Origin of the sequence: Pseudoalteromonas sp. N1230-9 (genome assembly GCF_032716425.1) — a bacterium.
GTDB lineage: Bacteria > Pseudomonadota > Gammaproteobacteria > Enterobacterales > Alteromonadaceae > Pseudoalteromonas.
In genome coordinates, this window is record NZ_CP090419.1 from 3,026,563 (window position 1) to 3,046,662 (window position 20,100).

Genomic DNA, 20,100 nt, shown 5'->3' on the forward strand with positions numbered 1-20,100 from the left:
CAATGTCATAATTCATGCCATGCTTTCTCTCACTTTAGGAGCTCACATGTTAAAAAGAAGACGTACCACACATAAATTTAAGCGTAATGTGATTTACTCTACAGCAACACGCCGTCGAATCATGCTACGTAATACACACAAAAAAGTTATTTGGCGCCGCCGTTTATTTGCAATGCAATTAATGGAAGCACAAGAAACCCCAGCAACGCCGGTTGTTTAACTAGGCGTTGCGAGCAGCAAGCTTTGCCGCTTTTTTCTCTTCTCTACGGCGTTTAAAAAACGCTGAAATTACCGCCCCACACTGTTCACCCATTACATCACTGGTTACTTCAACTTGATGATTTAGTCTTGGTTCTTGTAATAGGTTCATAATTGACCCTGCAGATCCTGTTTTTGCATCTTTAGCACCAAATACTAAACGTTTGATACGGCTATGCACCAATAATCCTGCACACATAGAGCAAGGTTCTAAGGTCACGTATAAAGTACAATCAACCAAACGATAGTTATTAAGTACTTTACCCCCTTCACGTATAGCTATCATTTCAGCATGGGCTGAAGGGTCATTATCAGTAATTGAGCGGTTATAACCAGAAGCTATGAGTTGATTATCCTTTACCAGAACTGCACCAACAGGAATTTCATCAATCGCTTCTGCTTTACTTGCAAAAGTGAGGGCTTTTTCCATCCAATACTCATCACTATATTGTTCGCTCATAAATCACACAAAACTTGTAAAACTGTGAGTAATTATACCTAGTTAGTCAATAAAAAGGGCAATAAATACTGCTACACTAAAAAATTAACGCAAATTTTAGTGGCTTTTCCATGGCTCAATGGACCTATATTGCGCTATAATCTCGCGCTTTTTTTATTTCGCTAATAGCAATTCAACTAGGTAAATTTGTTGATTTACAATTTGCAATTGATATCAATACACGGGTAGCAAATGAAATTTCCTGGACGCCGCAGGCATAAACATTATTTTCCAGTGGAAGCTAAAGATCCACTTACTAATCAACTCAACTCAACGGAACGACTACAACGTAGTTACATAACCGGTATCGACCAAATTGTGGTCGACATTGAAGCTAAAGTTGATCAAGCTTTCCTTGATGAATTTCAATTGCGCCGCGGTATGTCGCAAGTCATTGATAACGATATTACCAATGCCCTATACGACCGCCTAAAGCTCAATAACATGGTCGATTATGAATTTGCTGGTGGCACTATTGGCAACACAATGCACAATTATTCGACGCTTGCTGATGACCGTTCAGTATTACTTGGCGTTATGAGTGAGAATATCAAAATTGGTAGTTATGCATACCGCTTTTTATGTAATACCTCTAGCCGCGTAGATCTTGATTATTTACAACCTGTTGATGGACCTATTGGACGCTGCTTTACCTTGATCGACGAAACGGGTGAGCGTACTTTTGCCATCAGTGCAGGCCTTATGAACCACCTTCGCCCTGAATCAATTGATAAAGAACTCATAGAGAACTCATCAGCATTGGTGATCAGCGCCTACTTAATGCGTACACAGGGCGATGAAACCATGACTGACGCAACAATGCAGGCCGTGAAGTATGCCAATGATGCAGGTGTCCCCGTGGTATTAACACTCGGTACTAAGTTCTTAATTGAACAAGACCCTACTTGGTGGGCTGAATTTGTTAAGGAACATGTTGATATTCTTGCGATGAACGAGGAAGAAGGTCTAGCCATTACAGGTTTTGAAGATCCGCTTCTTGCAGCAGATAAAGCCCTTGATTGGACTGACTTAGTGATATGTACAGCCGGCGAAAAAGGCTTATTTATGGCCGGTTATGTCGATGATTCATTCAAGCGTGAAACAGAATACCCACTTCTACCAGGTGCAATCGCAGATTTTAACCGTTACGAGTTTTCGCGCGCAATGCGTAAAGAGGACTGCCAAAACCCAATTCGTGCATATAGCCACACTGCGCCATTTATGGGTGGTCCTGATAGCATTAAAAATACCAATGGCGCAGGTGATTGCGCGTTGGCTGCGGTATTACATGATTTATCAGCGAATGTGTACCACAAACTCAATGTGGCAAACTCAGCGAAGCATCAGCAACCTGCTATGACTTACTCATCGCTTGCACAAATTAGTAAATACGCGAACCGTGCAAGTTATGAAGTACTTGTTCAGCATTCACCACGTTTATCGCGTGGTTTACCTGAACGCGAAGATTGTTTAGAGCAAGTTTACTGGGATCAGTAACCACGACTAAAAAATCGAAATATCCAGTTTCTGGGATAAGCGCTCAAGAGCCGCTATCCCAGCCACTGAGTTTCCATATGAATTTAAGCGTGGTGCCCATACCGCAATCGTAAACTGATTAGGTAACACTGCTAAGATTGTTCCGGATACCCCTGATTTTCCGGGCATGCCTACACGGTAACCGAAATCCCCCGCAGCATCGTATAAACCACTGGTAAACAGTAGCGAATTAAGTTGTTTATTTTGCCTCGCACTCAGTACTTTATTGCCGTGGGCATCTTTGCCCTGATTAGCGAGGTAATTGTAAGCTTTTGCTAATTCAACGCAGTTCAATTCGATGGCACAGAAATTAAAATAAGCCCACAAGACATCATCTACTTCGTTATTAAAATTACCAAATGATTTCATTAAATGTGCCATGGCCGCATTGCGATGACGAAATTCATATTCAGAGTTAGCCACTTTTTTGTCGATTATGACGCTTGGATTCCCTGATAACTGCCGAAATGATTCAAGCATAGAATGCATCGGTGCAGACAGTCGACTGTAAAGCGCATCACATGTCACAATGGCACCAGCATTAATAAATGGGTTACGTGGGATGCCGTGTTCAAACTCAAGTTGGGTCAGTGAGTTAAACGCTGTACCAGAAGGCTCTTTACCTACTCGCTGCCACAGCTCATCCCCATAACGCTGAAGCGCCAAAGTCAGGGTCATTACTTTAGAAACTGATTGAATAGTAAAACGCGCACTACAGTCACCACCGCAGTAAGTTTGACCGTCTACGGTATGAATCGCTATAGCGAACTGATTTGGCTCAACCTCTGCTAGCGCAGGAATATAGTCAGCAACCTTACCTTGGCTCAGTAATGGCTGAACTTCTTTGGTTATTTCATCTAATACATGTTGATAATCAATCTGTGACATACCGCGTCCTTAAAACAAAAAGCCCCGCATTTGCGAGGCTCTGTAGTCTACTAGAGATGGTTCAGTTTTACTCTTAAATTAACTCATTGCTGTTTGCAATTTTTTCATCGCTGTTTTCTCTAGCTGACGAACACGCTCTGCTGAAACATTGTATTTTTCAGCAAGCTCTTGCAGTGTTGCTTTATCATCTGCTAACCAGCGCGCACTAACGATATCTTGCGAGCGCTCATCAAGGGTTTTTAATGCGCTGAATAAACGTGCATGAGATTGCTCTTGCCATTGCTGCTCTTCAATATCATCAGCAAGGTCAGCGCTGCCATCTGTTAAATACTGTACTGGCGAATATGTGCTTGTCGGTGCGTCATCATTATCGTCGCCCGTTAAATCAAAGCCCATATCTTGGCCACTCATACGTGATTCCATCTCACGTACTTCTTTTTCACTTACACCTAGCTCATTAGCAACTGTGCTAACCTCAGCTTGGTTGAACCAACCTAAACGCTTTTTGTTTTTGCGTAGGTTGAAGAATAATTTACGTTGCGCTTTAGTTGTTGCAACTTTCACGATACGCCAGTTTTTTAATACGTATTCATGAATTTCTGCTTTGATCCAGTGTACTGCAAATGAGACCAAACGAACACCGACACTTGGGTCAAAGCGTTTTACCGCTTTCATCAGACCGATGTTACCTTCTTGAATCAAATCAGCTTGCGGTAGACCATAGCCCGAATAGCTTTTTGCAATGTGAGCAACAAAGCGAAGATGTGACATAATGAGTTGCTTTGCAGCATCAAGATCACCTTCTTCCTGAAGACGTGTCGCTAACTGTTTTTCTTTCTCAGCATCAAGCATAGGAATCGTGCTAACAGCTTGAAGATAGCCATCCATACTTGCGCTTTGTTGACCTACAGTAAGTGCCATTGCGTATAAATCTTTACTCATTTTTCACCTCAGTGATAAACATTTTAAAACCATCTTAGCACTCTTTAAACGAGAGTGCTAATTTCAATTAAAAACTTTTTTGAACCTCAGATCAAGTGGTTTTTTTATCTATTTTTAGTCTACGCTAACACGCTGAATATGCGGTGAATTCTAGCTTTAATTGAAAGAGCGATAAATTTATTACTGCTTTTATTTAGCGCTAATAGAGCAGTGTAACAACGAATTGTTACACTTTATTGTTATACTTTATCGGGTTCTATTTCTTTTATATAGCGGCTAACTGATAAGTAAGACCCGACAAAGCCGAGGGCTGTTGCAAGTGCAACTAAAACGCCGAACTCCGACATTGTCAGACCGATTAAATCAAAGCTGGTTTCATAGACGCCCGCCACTTCACTAACCGCACTGCCTAGCCACCACATCATTAGAGCAACACAAATAAAAGAGAACAAGCCACCAATAATACCGTACCAAACCCCTGTCCATAAAAATGGCGCATGAATAAAGGTGTTTGTCGCACCGACTAGCTTCATCACTTGAATTTCTTCTTTTTTGTCCATTATTGATAAGCGGATAGTATTACCAATGATTAAAGTAACAGAGGTTAATAATAGTAGGGCAATAGTGATTACGCTCTCTTTTAATAAACTTAATAGCGCATTCAAACGCTCGAGCCACGCGATATCAAGCTTACCAAAATCAACCTCACGCTCAGCCTCTAGTTTTTTAAGTAATTGCTCTGCTGCATTAGGTTGACGGTGACGAATGGTGGGCGTAACGATAACAACATCAGGCAGTGGATTTGCATCAAGGTATTCCAGTGCTTGGCCAAAACCAGATACCTGTTTAAACTCAGTTAGTGCGTCCCCTTTTGAAATAAACTCCACTTTATCGATTTCAGGATAAAGAGCTAAACGTTTCACTAGGGTCTGCGTTTGTTGCTGAGTCATACTTTCTTTAACAAACAACGAAATTTCTGCCGCTTCTTCAAAACCACTACTCACTTGAGATACATTTTTAACCACTAAATACAAAGTGGCAGGTAAAGTTAAACTCAAGCCTAAAACAGCAATCGTCATCAGTGATGCAAGAGGTGTTCGCCACATTTCACCTAAACTATGCACACCTTGTCGAATAAGGTTCATTATAAAAAAGTAAGGCGAAGCAAAAAATGATTTTTGTTGTCCCTCTGTTTGGCTTGAGCGACTTTTGAATAATAAACTCATAGTGTTTCCTCCGCTAACGGATCTTGAATCATTCGACCATCCTTTAACGTGAGGCTGCGGTATCGCATACGCGCAATCAAACCAATATCATGAGTTGCAATTAATACTGTTGTACCATGGTGGTTAAAATCCTCGAATAAGCGCAGGATATCCATTGAAAGCTCAGGATCTAAATTACCTGTTGGTTCATCAGCTAATAAAATTGGTGGCGAATTAACAATCGCTCTGGCGATCCCTACACGCTGTTGCTCACCACCAGATAAAGTAGCAGGACTACATTTAGCCTTATCGAGCAAGCCAACCTTATCCAGTGCACCATGAACACGTTTAGCAATTTGCTTGTGATGCGTTCCTTCAATCACAAGTGGTAAGGCAACGTTATCAAATACAGAATAACGCTCTAAAAGGCGATGGTTCTGAAAAATAATACCAATATCACGACGAATATACGGGACCTGGCGTGATTTAACGGCATTTAAATCCACACCATTTATTAGTACCTGCCCTGCTGATGGGCGCTCCATGAGGCTAATGAGCTTTAACAAAGTACTTTTACCAGCACCACTATGGCCTGTTAAAAAAGCAAGCTCGCCAGGCTTAATATGAAAGCTGACTTTTTCAAGGGCACGGTGGCCCCCCGGATAGGTTTTACTGACTTGCTGAAAATTTATCATTTTAATTATCAATCATCTTACAGCTAAAAAGGGAGTTAACTCCCTTTTTAATTAGTTATGCATCGTCCTCATCTTGGCTAAACAGCGCATCAATGAAGTCATTACTGTTAAAGGTGCGAAGGTCGTCAATTCCTTCACCAACACCTATGTAACGAATTGGAATATTAAACTTATCTGCTACAGCAAAGATGACTCCACCTTTTGCCGTACCATCTAACTTAGATAATGTGATACCGGTTAAACCAACGCATTCATTAAAAAGTTTTACTTGGCTAATCGCATTCTGACCCGTACCCGCATCAATTGTTAACATTACTTCATGCGGTGCATCAGGGTCTATTTTTTTCATTACGCGGGCTATTTTTTCAAGCTCTTGCATAAGGTTATCTTTATTTTGCAAACGCCCTGCTGTATCAGCGATTAACACATCTACATTACGTGCTTTTGCCGCTTGAAAAGCATCAAATACAACTGAGGCACTGTCTGCGCCAGTGTGCTGAGCAATGACCGGAATGCTGTTACGCTCACCCCATACTTGTAGCTGCTCAACAGCTGCAGCACGGAAGGTATCACCTGCGGCTAACATGACCGACTTACCTTCATTTTGGAATTGCTTCGCAAGTTTACCGATAGTCGTTGTTTTACCAACGCCATTGACACCCACCATTAAGATCACAAATGGCTTTTTATCACCTGATACAACCAACGGCTGCTCAGCAGTTTTAAGCATATCAGCCATTTCTTGCTTCATTAACTCATAAAGAGCATCACCATCTTTTAACTGCTTACGATCCGCTGCATCAGTTAGGTTATCAATCAACTTCATTGTTGTATCAACACCTAAATCTGCTGTTAATAACTGTGTTTCTAGTTCTTCGAATAACTCATCGTCTATTTTCTTACCGCTAAAGATAGAGGCAAAGCCAGAGCCAATATTAACGCGAGTTTTTAATAGACCTTTTTTAAGGCGTGCGAAGAAACCTTCTTTCTTTGGTTTTTCAGCTGCGGCTTGTGCAGCTTTCTCTTGCTCTAAACGTTCTGCTTCTGCAATGCGTTCTTGCTCTAAGCGTTCAGCTTCTACCTTTTCTGCAGCAATACGCTCTTGTTCTAAACGCTCAGCTTCTGCCTTTTCTGCAGCAATGCGTTCTTGCTCTAAACGTTCCGCTTCTGCCTTTTCTGCAGCAATACGCTCTTGCTCTAAACGTTCAGCTTCTGCCTTTTCTGCTGCGATACGTTCTTGTTCTAAACGTTCTACCTTTTCTGCCGCGATACGCTCTTGCTCTAAGCGTTCTGCTTGTGCTTTCTCTGCCGCGATACGCTCTTGCTCTACACGTTCAGCTTCTGCCTTTTCTGCTGCAATACGCTCTTGTTCTAAACGCTCTGCTTCTGCCTTTTCTGCTGCGATACGTTCTTGTTCTAAACGTTCAGCCTCTGCCTTTTCTGCAGCAGCTTGCTCAGCTTCACGCTGCGCTTTTTCAGCAGCAACGCGTTCTTGCTCTAATTTCATTGCGGCTTCTTGCTCAGCAAGGCGAGCTTGTTGTTCACGGCGCTCTTGCTCTGCCGCTTGCTGCTCTTGAGCTAAACGCTCTGCTTCTGCCTTTTCTGCTGCAATGCGCTCTTGTTCTAAACGTTCAGCCTCTGCCTTTTCTGCAGCAGCTTGCTCAGCTTCACGCTCTGCTTTTTCAGCAGCAACGCGTTCTTGCTCTAAACGCTCAGCTTCGGCCTTTTCGGCTGCAATACGCTCTTGCTCTAAACGTTCAGCTTCCGCTTTTTCTGCTGCGATACGTTCTTGTTCTAAACGTTCAGCTTCCGCTTTTTCGGCTTCAATACGCTGTTGTTCTTCTAATTGCTTCTGGTTATCAGCCTCTTTTGCTGCTTGCTCTGTTTGTTGTTTTTCTGATTTGCCAAAACCAAACCAAGACAAGAATTTATTTTTTTTTGCCATACTTGCTAATAACCACTTATAAAAATCTGATAAACTTACATGAATAATAGGTTGGTGATAGTTCAGCTACTTTCAGCCAAACCAAAACGGGTACCATCTATCGCTAAGACACTAATAGTAACACTTTTAGTGCAGTAGAAAAATGACACACTAGCTATAAAGCACAATATTATCTGAGCTAGGTATCAGTTACCATTTATTAGTGAGTTAAATGAGAAAAAAATCAACACCTAATCGCCAAATTAAAGCGACAAGCAATAAGTCAAGCAATGGCTTTATTCGCATCATTAGCGGTCAATTTCGCGGTAGAAAACTTCCGGTCAAAGATGTACAAGGCTTACGCCCAACAACGGATCGAATAAAAGAAACCGTGTTTAATTGGTTAATGCAAGATACCCGAGGTGCAAACGTACTCGATTGCTATGCAGGATCTGGAGGGCTTGGTTTTGAAGCGCTTTCTCGGTTTGCGGCACATACGGTCTTTTTTGAGCTTGATAAAAGCGCAGCAGCACAGCTAAACAACAACATAGCCACTTTGCAACTTGATAATGCCACTGTAAAACAGGGCAATAGCCTAGCGCTTTTAGATAATAATGATAAAAATAAAAAGTTTGATCTAGTTTTTGTTGACCCACCTTTTCGCCAAAACTTGGCCGAAAAAAGTTGTTTATTACTCGAATCAAATCAATGGTTAACTGAGCAAGCGTTAATTTATGTGGAAGTTGAAAGCGAACTAAAAAGCCTAGAAACTCCTAGTAACTGGTTGCTACTAAAAGAAAAATCAGCAGGACAAGTAATTTGTCGCTTGTATCAACGCGCGGCAAATTAACGCTGTTTTGCCATCCTAGTTTCTGTTAATATTATCCTTTACATGTGGTGTTGCTTCGGATTACAATACCGCACCATTTTTGAACCACTTGATCGTTATTCGATCAACTTGAGCAACGCTCATTATTTAGGTAGGTGAATTTTTAATGCCAGTAATTAAAGTAAGAGAGAACGAACCGTTTGACGTAGCACTTCGTCGCTTCAAGCGTTCATGTGAAAAAGCAGGTATCCTTTCAGAAGTTCGTCGTCGCGAGCACTATGAAAAACCAACAGCTGAGCGTAAGCGTAAAAAAGCTGCTGCAGTAAAGCGTCACATGAAGAAGCTTTCTCGCGATAACGCACGTCGCGTTAAATTATACTAATCAGTATTTGGTCTTGTATAAATGAGCCTTTTATTGACGCTAAAAGATGCGCAAAAAGATGCGATGAAGGCAAAAGACAAAGAACGTCTTAAGCCTATCCGCATGGTACTTGCTGCTATCAAGCAACGTGAAATTGACGAGCAAATCACGCTAGACGACGACGGTATTACCGCTGTTTTAGTGAAGCTTGTAAAACAGCGTCGCGACTCTTACACCCAGTATATTGATGCGGGTCGTGAAGATTTAGCTGAAATTGAAGCCAATGAGATTAAAGCTCTTGAAGAATTCTTACCTCAACAATTGAGTGAAGAAGAAATCATAGCACTTATTGACTCGGCTATTGCTGATACAAATGCAGCGGGTATGCAAGACATGGGTAAGGTAATGGGAGTGATCAAAAGCAAAGCTGAAGGTCGTGCCGATTTAGGTAAGATTTCTGGCTTAATCAAGCAACGATTAACTGCCTAACCCCCACATACAGATGTATGATTCAAGCAAACCGAGCCTAGTGCTCGGTTTCTTGCTTTTGAGCTTTTATATAATCACCTTTTGTGTTCAAATCTTACTTTAAATGCAAAAATAGTGCAGGAAAAAACAACAGCCATGGCCGGAAAAATCCCTCGACAGTTTATTGATGATTTACTCGCTCGTACCGATATTGTTGAGTTAATTGATTCAAAAGTTGGCCTAAAAAAAGCGGGAAAAGACTACCAAGCTTGTTGTCCTTTTCATAACGAAAAAACCCCCTCTTTTACCGTCTCCCAAGATAAACAGTTTTATCATTGCTTTGGTTGTGGTGCCAATGGTAATGCCATTTCATTTGTCATGGAATATGACAAACTAGAATTTGTTGATGCTATTGAAGAATTAGCAAGTATGCTTAATTTAGACGTACCTCGCGAGCAAGGCACAAGTTCAGGCCCGCAACGTACCGCTGAACAAAAGCGCTCTGATTACGATTTAATGCTCCATGCTGCACGCTTTTATCAGCATCAATTAAAGCACCATGCTAATTCTAAAACCGTGATTGATTATATTAAAGGTCGTGGTTTAAGTGGCGAAACGGCAAAAAAATTCATGATTGGCTATGCGCCGAGTGAGTGGGAAGCACTGTGTCAGCAACTAGGTCGCAATAAAGAGCAAAAAGAACAGCTAGTAGAGTTAAAACTCGCATCTGAAAAGTCACCAGGTCGCCAATTTGACTTCTTCCGTGACCGACTCATGTTCCCTATTCGCGACAAACGCGGTCGAGTAATCGCGTTTGGTGGCCGTGTTATGCAGGCGGATCAAGGACCTAAATACCTGAACTCGCCGGAAACGCGTATTTTCCATAAAGGTTTTGAACTTTATGGCTTGTACGAAGCTAAGCAAGCTCATAAAAAACTGGACCATATTTTAATTGTCGAAGGTTATATGGACGTGGTTGCTTTAGCTGAGCAAGGTATCGAATATGCCGTTGCAGCCCTTGGTACAGCAACCACCGCAGAACATATGCACACTTTATTTAGAACCACAGATAAAGTGATTTGCTGCTACGACGGTGACCGTGCAGGTCGCGATGCTGCTTGGCGTGCCCTTGAGAATGCACTTCCTTATCTTGCCGATGGAAAGTCATTACAATTTGTATTTTTACCTGACGGTGAAGATCCAGACTCGCTGGTACAAAAAGAAGGCAAAGACGCTTTTGAAGCACGATTAAACGACGCGGATGATTTTAGTAAAGTGCTCTTTAATAAGCTCAGCCAAGAGGTTGACCTAACCCAAGATGCGGGTAAAGCAAAATTACTGAGTGATGCCCTGCCACTGATTGAAAAAATCCCCAGTGATTTTTACCAAGAGAATATTTTAGAACACCTTGGCCGCTTAATTGGTCGAACGCGAGAACAGTTAAATAACCGCGTAAAATCACCAAAGCAGCAACATGCAATTGAACGTAAATTTAAGATCACGCCAATGCGCCAAGCTATTGGTATTTTATTGCAACATCCACACTTAGCGACCAGCATTGCTTATATGCCAGAATTGGCAGAAATGAAAATTGCTGGTATTGAACTTTTTTTACATATCCAACACTTAGCACTAGAGCGACAAGGAATTACAACTGCACAAATTCTTGAGTCATTTCGTGATAGTGCGCAGTATGATGCCCTTGTGAAATTAGCAACTTGGCAACACCAAATAAATGACGATCGTTTAGAAACTGTTTTTAAAAATACTTTTAAATTTATTGAAGACCAGTGTTTAAATTATCGACTAGAGACCCTATTAATAAAAGACAAGACCCAAGGGTTAACAAGCGAAGAACGTCTTGAGTGTCACTTACTGACACAAGCGTTAAAAGGCAGCAACAGCTAGTCAGATTTGAATTATGCTGTTATACTGTGCTATTCACTGCGTCTAGTTAGTTTTCGTTTCGCTTATAAAGCGAGCTGGCGCCTGTTGTATCAACTTTCAGAGTGGAAGAATAAATCTCTATGGATCCAACTCCTCAGTCACAATTAAAGCTTCTGATTCAAAAAGGTAAAGAGCAAGGTTATTTAACTTTTGCAGAAGTTAATGATCACCTTCCACAAGACATTATCGACTCAGATCAGGTAGAAGATATCATTAGCATGATTAATGATATGGGTATCAAGGTAAGTGAAAACGCACCTGATGCCGATGAATTAATGATGCAAGAAACAACGACAGACGAAGACGCAGCAGAAGCCGCGGCCGCTGCACTTGCGACTGTAGAAAAAGAGATCGGTCGAACAACTGACCCTGTCCGCATGTACATGCGTGAAATGGGTACTGTTGAACTACTTACACGTGAAGGCGAAATTGTAATCGCTAAGCGTATCGAAGAAGGTATCAACCAAGTTCAGATTTCAGTTGCTGAATACCCTGAAGCAATTACTTACCTACTCGAGCAGTGGGATAAATTTGAAGCTGAAGAAATGCGCTTAAGCGATATTATTTCAGGCTTTTTCGATCCTAATAATGAAGACGAATCACAAATTTCAGCAACGCATATCGGTTCTGAGTTAAACGAAGAACAGTTAGACGAAGAAGACGATGATAGCGATGATGAAGACAGTGATGATGATGACGACGGTGATGATGATGAAGCTGATACAGGACCAGATCCTGAAGAAGCACGTATTCACTTCGAAAATCTACGTGATCTTTATAATAAAGCGCGTGATACATTTGAAGAAAAAGGTCGCTCTCATCCTGACTCATTAGCTGCTATTACCGAAATCGGCGAGTTATTTAAAACATTTAAGCTAGTTCCAAAACAGTTTGACCGCATGGTAAACAACATGCGCGAAATGATGGACAGAGTGCGTGTTCAAGAACGTCTTATCATGAAGCAAGCGGTTCAAATAGCTAAGCTTCCAAAGAAAACGTTCGTTAAGCACTTTGCTAATAATGAAACAGATACTAGCTGGATCGACCTTGAAATTGCGGCTAACGAAAAGCACTCAGTTAAGCTTGAAGAAGTAAAACCTGAGATCATTCGCTGTATCCAAAAATTAAGCGCAATCGAAGAAAGTACTGGTTTAAGTATTGAACGTATTAAAGACATCAACCGCCGTATGAGCATTGGTGAAGCGAAAGCCCGCCGTGCGAAAAAGGAAATGGTAGAAGCTAACTTACGTCTTGTAATTTCGATTGCGAAAAAATATACCAACCGTGGACTACAATTCTTAGACCTTATTCAAGAAGGTAATATTGGTCTAATGAAGGCGGTTGATAAGTTCGAGTATCGTCGTGGTTATAAGTTCTCAACTTATGCAACATGGTGGATCCGTCAAGCAATTACACGTTCAATTGCTGACCAAGCACGTACTATCCGTATTCCTGTGCACATGATAGAAACGATTAATAAGCTGAATCGTATTTCTCGTCAAATGTTACAAGAAATGGGCCGCGAACCTAATCCAGAAGAATTAGCTGAGCGTATGTTAATGCCTGAAGATAAAATTCGTAAGGTATTGAAAATCGCGAAAGAGCCTATTTCAATGGAAACGCCAATCGGTGATGATGAAGATTCGCACTTAGGTGACTTCATTGAAGATACGACCATTGATTCGCCAATTGATTCTGCAACGATGGAATCGCTACGTGGTGCAACCAATGACGTATTAGCTGGCTTAACAGCGCGTGAAGCGAAAGTACTTCGTATGCGTTTTGGTATCGATATGAACACAGACCATACATTAGAAGAAGTAGGTAAACAATTTGACGTAACACGTGAACGTATTCGTCAAATCGAAGCGAAAGCGTTACGTAAATTACGTCACCCTTCTCGCTCAGACTTACTGAAAAGCTTCTTAGACGCTAAGTAATTACACTGCACTATTAATAACTAAAAGGCCGCTGTTGCGGCCTTTTTTCTATTCGAGAGATTATCATGGCTTGGATCCAAATTCGAATTAATGCAAACGCTGATAATGCTGACATGATCAGTGATTTACTGATGGACACAGGTAGTGCATCAGTGACTTATGTCGATGCAAAAGACACCCCGATTTACGAACCAAAACTGGGGACCGTTCAACTATGGGCTGATACTACAGTGATTGGCCTGTATGACGCTAACCATGATATGGACAGTGTAGTGTCGACATTAAAAGCTGAAGCGACACTCGCTGACAAGCTTGTATATAAAATCGAACAACTTGAAGACAAAGACTGGGAACGTGAGTGGATGGACAACTTCCACCCGATTCAATTTGGTGAGCGCTTATGGATCTGTCCGAGTTGGCGAGATATTCCTGATCCTAGCGCTGTTAACGTATTACTTGACCCAGGCCTTGCATTTGGTACAGGTACACACGCAACGACTGCACTATGTTTGAAGTGGCTGGAAAGCCAAGATCTAACAGGTAAAACTGTGGTCGACTTTGGTTGCGGCTCGGGTATTTTAGGCATAGCGGCCATAAAACTAGGTGCTGAGCGTATGATCGGTATCGATATTGACCCACAAGCCATTGAAGCAAGCCGCGATAATGCAGAGCGTAATGGCGTGGCCGACAAACTTGAAGTCTACTTGCCAGAAGATCAGCCTGAATTTAGCGCTGATATCGTCGTTGCAAACATTCTTGCGCAACCATTAAGAGAGCTTCATGAGGTCATTTTAGGATTGTTGAAACCCAATGGTAAAATTGCCATGTCAGGTATTTTAGAAGAGCAAGCTCAATCTGTTGCCGACGTTTATGCCCCATTTTTAGCCCTTGATGATATCGCCATTGAAGGTGAATGGACACGCGTGAGCGGCACAAAAAAGGCATAAAACAGATAATACTTTTAATCCATAACACGCAAGGTAAAGCCACTATTTAACAGGCTTTACCTTATTTTTACATGCGTAAATTTTACCATTTTAAAACGGCTAAATTTTTTTTGTTTAAATAACAAACAAATCGACCCGCTCGTCAAACTGTTATCAAAAGTCAATACAAAAAGGGCAAAAAAAAGTCACTTTTGTTCAATTTATAGCCTTTGATTTTTGGAAAAAAAACCGTAAACTTAGCGCCCCTTGAAAAGAGGCCTATTGAATAACAGTGCGTATCGGTTCATACCAACTTGAGAACAATGTAATTGTCGCGCCTATGGCAGGCATTACAGACAGACCATTTCGACAACTTTGCCGACGCTTAGGTGCCGGGCTTGCTGTATCTGAAATGCTCTCGTCGAACCCGAAAGTGTGGAAAACCGAAAAGTCGATGAACCGTATGGATCACAGCGGAGAATCGGGTATTCGCTCGGTGCAAATTGCCGGAGCCGATCCTGAGCTTATGGCACAGGCAGCACAATTCAATGTCAGCAATGGTGCACAAATCATAGATATTAATATGGGGTGCCCTGCTAAAAAAGTGAATAAGAAACTCGCAGGCTCTGCCTTATTACAGTTTCCTGAATTAGTAGAAGAGATACTCGATGCGGTTGTTAATGCAGTCGATGTCCCAGTAACACTGAAAATCCGAACTGGATGGGATCAGGATAACCGTAATGGTGTCGAGATTGCGAGCATAGCTGAACGCTATGGCATTGCTTCACTGGCTGTACATGGACGCACGCGCGCATGTATGTATAAAGGTGAAGCGGAGTACGCCACAATTAGGGATATTAAACGTTCAGTATCTATACCTGTTGTCGCCAATGGTGATATTACATCACCAGAAAAAGCAAAACAGGTTTTAGATTATACGGGTGCAGATGCCATTATGATTGGTCGAGCCGCCCAAGGTCGCCCTTGGATTTTTAGGGAGATAGACCACTATTTGCGAACTGGAGAACATTTGCCAGCACCTGAAATTGCAGAGGTGCGAAGCATTTTGATGGAGCATTTAGACAATCTTCATCAGTTTTACGGGGAGCCAATGGGAGCGCGTATCGCTCGAAAGCATGTATCTTGGTATTTGCAAACCCATGACAGTGACGGTCAGTTTAGGCGAGTATTTAATGCGTTAGATAACCCACAGGCACAAATCGACGCATTAGAAGAATACTTTAAAACACTAGCAGCTAACTAAGAAAGAAAGAGACATATAACGATGTTCGAACAAAACGTGACTTCTCCATTTATCACAAACCCTCATGTACAGTCACACGAGAAACCACAGCCGTTGCGTGATGCAGTGAAAAAAGCGGTTCATCACTACTTAAAGCAACTTAATGGTCAAGACGTACAAGACGTATACGACCTTGTTCTTTCTGAGCTAGAAGCACCATTACTTGAAGAAGTAATGACGTATACGCGTGGTAACCAAACTCGTGCAGCAATCTTACTAGGTATCAACCGTGGTACTTTACGTAAGAAGCTTAAAAAATACGGCATGAACTAATACCCGTTATATTGAATCTGTAATCACTCTAACGAGCTATCGTTATAATTGCTTACAGCTTCATAGTAACTGGTAATAAGTTATTGAAAAAAGCACCTTAGGGTGCTTTTTTTATAACGACGAAAACTATGCAAAATCCTCATCCTTTAAACATCGTCTTTTGAGCCATATTCAGTTAAAATACCGCCTTTCTAAGCTAGCTCAAACATTGAGGTAATCAAAACTACAATGGATACACATCGTCCAATTCGTCGCGCACTATTAAGTGTGTCAGATAAAACCGGTATCGTTGAATTTGCTCGCGCTCTTGAAGCACAAGGCGTGGATATTTTATCAACGGGCGGTACTTGCAAATTACTTGCTGATAACGGCATCAAAGTCACTGAAGTATCTGACCATACTGGTCACCCTGAGATCATGGATGGTCGCGTAAAAACACTTCATCCAAAAATTCACGGCGGCATCTTAGCACGTCGCGGTCAAGATGAAGACGTAATGAGCGAGAATAACATCTCTGCTATCGATATCGTTGTAGTTAACTTATACCCCTTCGCAAACACTGTTGCGAAAGAAGACTGCAGCCTAGAAGATGCGATTGAAAACATTGATATCGGTGGTCCAACGATGGTTCGCGCAGCGGCGAAAAACCATAAAGACGTGACTATTGTCGTCAATGCAAAAGATTACGACCGTGTAATCAGCGAAATGCAAAGCAACAACGGTTCAACAACGTATAAAACACGTTTTGACCTAGCAATCGCGGCTTACGAGCACACAGCTCAGTACGATGGCATGATTGCAAACTACTTCGGCAAGATGGTTCCTGACTACACAGAAGAAGCTGCTATCGATACTAAGTTCCCACGTACTATCAACATGCAGTTCACTAAGAAGCAAGATATGCGCTACGGTGAAAACTCACACCAAGACGCCGCTTTTTATGTTGAAAACGACTTAACTGAAGCGTCTGTTGCAACAGCGGTACAACTGCAAGGTAAAGCACTTTCTTACAACAATATTGCTGACACTGATGCGGCATTAGAGTGTGTAAAAGAATTCGACGTACCAGCGTGTGTTATTGTAAAACATGCAAACCCTTGTGGTGTGTCAATTGGTGACAACATTCTTGAAGCCTATGATCGCGCATTCAAAACTGACCCTACATCAGCATTTGGTGGCATAATTGCATTCAACAAAGAATTAGATGCAGACACGGCAGAAGCGATTGTTGCGCGTCAATTTGTTGAAGTTATCATCGCACCTAAAGTATCTGAAGCGGCGGCACAAATTGTATCTGCTAAGCAAAACGTACGTTTATTAGAGTGCGGCGAGTGGACAGGTAATGCTACAGGCCATGACATCAAACGAGTAAATGGCGGAATCCTAGTTCAAGACCGTGACCTTGGCATGGTAACGCAGAGCGATCTTAAAGTTGTCACTAAGCGCCAGCCAACTGAGCAAGAGTTAAAAGACTTATTATTCTGCTGGAAAGTAGCTAAATTCGTTAAGTCGAACGCGATTGTTTATGCACGTGACGGCATGACTATCGGTGTAGGTGCAGGCCAAATGAGCCGTGTTTACTCAGCGAAAATTGCAGGTATCAAAGCAGCTGATGAGAACTTAGAAGTAAAAGGTTCTGTTATGGCATCTGATGCATTCTTCCCGTTCCGTGACGGTATTGATGCCGCTCGCGACGCTGGCATCACAGCTGTTATTCAACCTGGTGGTTCAATGCGTGATGAAGAAGTTATCGCCGCAGCTGACGAAGCAGGTATGGCAATGGTATTCACAGGTATGCGCCATTTCCGCCACTAATCACACAAAGGGTTAAACAGCGTGTTTAACCCTTTTTGTTTGCTACAAATTCACGTATTCTGATTACTAATTGCTTAATTAATGAAGGAACAGACGATGAAATTTGCTCTAAAATCTATACTTGTTGCAAGCCTTACTCTTGCTTCTGCACATGCTCTTAGCCAAGACCTAAACTCAGCACTCACTAAAGCAGTCAGTGCAGCTGAGCGTAGTGATAACAGTGCCCGTGATGAATATCGTCACCCAGTCGAAACGCTTAACTTTTTTGGTTTTGAGCCATCAATGACTGTCGTTGAGATTGCGCCTGGCGGTGGCTGGTATACTGAGATTTTAGCTCCAGCATTAAAAGGTAAAGGGACTTATTATGCAGCACATTTCCCAGCTGATTCCTCAGTAGGTTACTACCAGCGTTCACTCGCAGGGTTTAAAAAGAAAATTGCAGGAGATGCACGCTTCAGTGAAGTAAAACTCACAGAATTTGCACCGAGCACGCATCTTGATATCGCTCCTGCTGGCAGCGCTGATATGGTTTTAACCTTCAGAAATGTTCACAACTGGTACATGGGCAAAGATAAAGAAGGCGCACTAAGCGCATTCAAATCATTTTATAAAGCCCTAAAGCCAGGCGGTACACTTGGTGTTGTTGAACACCGTTTACCAGAACAGCGCAGCGATGAAGATCAGAAATCATCAGGTTATATGAAGCAAAGCTATGTAATTGATATTGCCAAACAAGCTGGCTTTGAACTCGTAGCAAGCAGTGACATTAATGCAAACTCACTTGATACAGCTGATCACCCTAAAGGGGTGTGGACACTCCCACCAAGCCTTCGTTTAGGCGAAAAAGATGCCGCGAAGTATAAAGCGATTGGTGAAAGTGACCGCATGACGCTGAAGTTTAAAAAACCGCTTTAAATAGGATTATTTCGCCATGAATGTACTTGTCATCGGCAGTGGTGGCCGCGAACACGCACTTGCGTTTAAGGCTGCCCAAAACAGTAAAGTAAACACCGTTTTCGTTGCTCCTGGTAACGCAGGCACGGCTCTTGAGCCAAAACTTGAGAACGTTGCAATCAATGTTGAAGAGCTTGAAGGTCTTTTAGCTTTCGCTAAAGAAAACAACGTTGAACTAACCATTGTTGGTCCTGAAGTACCACTGGTACTGGGTGTTGTTGATACATTCCGTGAACACGGTTTAGCTATTTTCGGCCCTACAGCTGGTGCGGCCCAATTAGAAGGCTCTAAATCGTTCACCAAAGACTTCTTGGCTCGCCATAAGATCCCGACTGCTGATTACCAAACCTTTGAGCAAATCGATCCTGCCCTTGAATACCTCAAGGAAAAAGGTGCACCGATTGTTGTTAAGGCTGACGGTTTAGCTGCGGGTAAAGGTGTTATTGTCGCCATGACAGAGCTTGAAGCTGAAGAAGCTATTCGCGATATGCTTGCTGGCAACAGCTTTGGTGAGGCAGGCAGCCGTGTGGTTATCGAAGAGTTCTTAGAAGGTGAAGAAGCGTCTTTTATTGTCATGGTCGATGGCAAAAACGTACTGCCATTTGCAACAAGCCAAGATCACAAACGTGCTTACAATGGCGATAAAGGTCCAAATACTGGTGGTATGGGTGCGTACTCACCTGCGCCAGTTGTGACTGATGAAATTCACCAACGTATCATGAATGAAGTGATTAACCCTACCGTTGAGGGAATGGCAAAAGAAGGCCACCCTTACACAGGTTTCTTGTATGCAGGCCTTATGATTGCTGCGGATGGAACACCAAAGGTTATTGAGTACAATTGTCGTTTTGGTGACCCTGAAACGCAACCTATGATGCTTCGTCTTAAATCAGATCTTGTTGAGCTAATTGAAGCGGCTAACCGTGAAGAGCTTGATAAAACAGATATTGAATTTGACCCTCGTGCAGCAGTTGGTGTTGTTTTAGCTGCAAAAGGCTACCCAGGCAGCTACCCGAAAGGTGATGCGATCAATGGCTTACAAGTAACCTACCCTGAAGGTGAAAAAGTATTCCACGCGGGCACCAAGCAAGATGGCGAGCATGTAGTTACGGCTGGCGGTCGAGTATTGTGTGCAACAGCACTTGGCAATACAGTCACTGAAGCACAACAACGTGCCTATAAGCTTGTTGATGATATTAGCTGGGAAGGTATGGAATACCGCACTGACATCGCTTATCGCGCAATAGCGCGCGAAAAAGCGTAAGGTCAAACCAGTTAAATCTAAGAAAAAGCGCAGTTTATCTGTGCTTTTTTAATGCTACACTATTGAGGAGCCA

Annotated in this window: 19 protein-coding genes; 13 read left to right on the forward strand and 6 right to left on the reverse strand. The window is 42.3% G+C overall.

Annotated elements, in window-relative coordinates:
- Window positions 1-46 precede the first annotated feature (46 nt).
- Window positions 47-220 carry a hypothetical protein gene (locus LY624_RS14040; RefSeq protein ID WP_162898022.1) on the forward strand — a complete coding sequence of 58 codons (174 nt, stop codon included), beginning with the start codon at window positions 47-49 and terminating at the stop codon, window positions 218-220.
- Here LY624_RS14040 and tadA read toward each other — a convergent pair whose 3' ends face one another.
- On the reverse strand, window positions 221-718 hold the full coding sequence (tadA, locus tag LY624_RS14045) for a tRNA adenosine(34) deaminase TadA (protein WP_341803254.1): 498 nt from the start codon (window positions 716-718) through the stop codon (window positions 221-223).
- 231 nt (window positions 719-949) lie between these two features.
- Here tadA and LY624_RS14050 point away from each other — a divergent pair, with 231 nt between their 5' ends.
- Entirely contained in the window at window positions 950-2,254 is a 1,305-nt protein-coding gene (locus LY624_RS14050; RefSeq protein WP_130149463.1) for an inosine/guanosine kinase, read from the forward strand.
- Between the two features lie 6 nt (window positions 2,255-2,260).
- Here LY624_RS14050 and glsB read toward each other — a convergent pair whose 3' ends face one another.
- The 5 genes from glsB to ftsY all read right to left on the reverse strand — a co-directional run bounded on the left by glsB (window position 2,261) and on the right by ftsY (window position 7,968).
- Window positions 2,261-3,181: a glutaminase B gene (gene glsB, locus LY624_RS14055; RefSeq protein ID WP_341803255.1), complete on the reverse strand. Its 921-nt coding sequence runs from the start codon at window positions 3,179-3,181 to the stop codon at window positions 2,261-2,263.
- Between the two features lie 78 nt (window positions 3,182-3,259).
- Window positions 3,260-4,123: an RNA polymerase sigma factor RpoH gene (rpoH, locus tag LY624_RS14060; protein WP_130149461.1), complete on the reverse strand. Its 864-nt coding sequence runs from the start codon at window positions 4,121-4,123 to the stop codon at window positions 3,260-3,262.
- Window positions 4,124-4,362: 239 nt separating this feature from the next.
- Window positions 4,363-5,349, reverse strand: a complete 987-nt coding sequence (ftsX, locus tag LY624_RS14065) for a permease-like cell division protein FtsX (RefSeq protein WP_237119963.1) — start codon at window positions 5,347-5,349, stop codon at window positions 4,363-4,365.
- Window positions 5,346-6,023, reverse strand: a complete 678-nt coding sequence (gene ftsE, locus LY624_RS14070) for a cell division ATP-binding protein FtsE (RefSeq protein WP_062568697.1) — start codon at window positions 6,021-6,023, stop codon at window positions 5,346-5,348. The genes ftsX and ftsE overlap by 4 nt, the downstream gene beginning before the upstream one ends.
- A 55-nt stretch (window positions 6,024-6,078) precedes the next feature.
- Entirely contained in the window at window positions 6,079-7,968 is a 1,890-nt protein-coding gene (ftsY, locus tag LY624_RS14075) for a signal recognition particle-docking protein FtsY (RefSeq protein WP_341803256.1), read from the reverse strand.
- A gap of 211 nt (window positions 7,969-8,179) precedes the next feature.
- Between ftsY and rsmD the strand changes: the two genes are divergently transcribed.
- The 11 genes from rsmD to purD all read left to right on the forward strand — a co-directional run bounded on the left by rsmD (window position 8,180) and on the right by purD (window position 20,027).
- Window positions 8,180-8,797, forward strand: a complete 618-nt coding sequence (gene rsmD, locus LY624_RS14080) for a 16S rRNA (guanine(966)-N(2))-methyltransferase RsmD (RefSeq protein ID WP_130149458.1) — start codon at window positions 8,180-8,182, stop codon at window positions 8,795-8,797.
- Between the two features lie 145 nt (window positions 8,798-8,942).
- Entirely contained in the window at window positions 8,943-9,158 is a 216-nt protein-coding gene (rpsU, locus tag LY624_RS14085) for a 30S ribosomal protein S21 (RefSeq protein ID WP_002957797.1), read from the forward strand.
- A 21-nt stretch (window positions 9,159-9,179) separates the two neighbouring features.
- On the forward strand, window positions 9,180-9,626 hold the full coding sequence (locus LY624_RS14090; RefSeq protein ID WP_062568695.1) for a GatB/YqeY domain-containing protein: 447 nt from the start codon (window positions 9,180-9,182) through the stop codon (window positions 9,624-9,626).
- Between the two features lie 135 nt (window positions 9,627-9,761).
- Entirely contained in the window at window positions 9,762-11,513 is a 1,752-nt protein-coding gene (gene dnaG, locus LY624_RS14095) for a DNA primase (protein WP_341804412.1), read from the forward strand.
- 119 nt (window positions 11,514-11,632) lie between these two features.
- On the forward strand, window positions 11,633-13,492 hold the full coding sequence (gene rpoD / locus LY624_RS14100; protein WP_130149456.1) for an RNA polymerase sigma factor RpoD: 1,860 nt from the start codon (window positions 11,633-11,635) through the stop codon (window positions 13,490-13,492).
- Window positions 13,493-13,557: 65 nt separating this feature from the next.
- Window positions 13,558-14,439 carry a 50S ribosomal protein L11 methyltransferase gene (gene prmA, locus LY624_RS14105; protein ID WP_237119966.1) on the forward strand — a complete coding sequence of 294 codons (882 nt, stop codon included), beginning with the start codon at window positions 13,558-13,560 and terminating at the stop codon, window positions 14,437-14,439.
- Window positions 14,440-14,710: 271 nt separating this feature from the next.
- The gene (dusB, locus tag LY624_RS14110; RefSeq protein ID WP_062568691.1) at window positions 14,711-15,682 is read left to right on the forward strand and encodes a tRNA dihydrouridine synthase DusB; all 972 of its coding nucleotides are present in this window, start codon (window positions 14,711-14,713) and stop codon (window positions 15,680-15,682) included.
- A 21-nt stretch (window positions 15,683-15,703) separates the two neighbouring features.
- Complete coding sequence (fis, locus tag LY624_RS14115) at window positions 15,704-15,994, forward strand: DNA-binding transcriptional regulator Fis (RefSeq protein WP_002957804.1); 291 nt, start codon at window positions 15,704-15,706, stop codon at window positions 15,992-15,994.
- A 228-nt stretch (window positions 15,995-16,222) separates the two neighbouring features.
- A complete protein-coding gene (gene purH / locus LY624_RS14120) occupies window positions 16,223-17,809 on the forward strand; it encodes a bifunctional phosphoribosylaminoimidazolecarboxamide formyltransferase/IMP cyclohydrolase (protein ID WP_130149454.1) in 1,587 nt (528 codons plus the stop codon).
- Between the two features lie 96 nt (window positions 17,810-17,905).
- Entirely contained in the window at window positions 17,906-18,724 is an 819-nt protein-coding gene (locus tag LY624_RS14125; protein WP_130149453.1) for a class I SAM-dependent methyltransferase, read from the forward strand.
- A gap of 16 nt (window positions 18,725-18,740) precedes the next feature.
- Window positions 18,741-20,027 (forward strand): phosphoribosylamine--glycine ligase, encoded by a 1,287-nt coding sequence (gene purD / locus LY624_RS14130; RefSeq protein ID WP_341803257.1) that lies wholly within the window; start codon window positions 18,741-18,743, stop codon window positions 20,025-20,027.
- Window positions 20,028-20,100 lie beyond the last annotated feature (73 nt).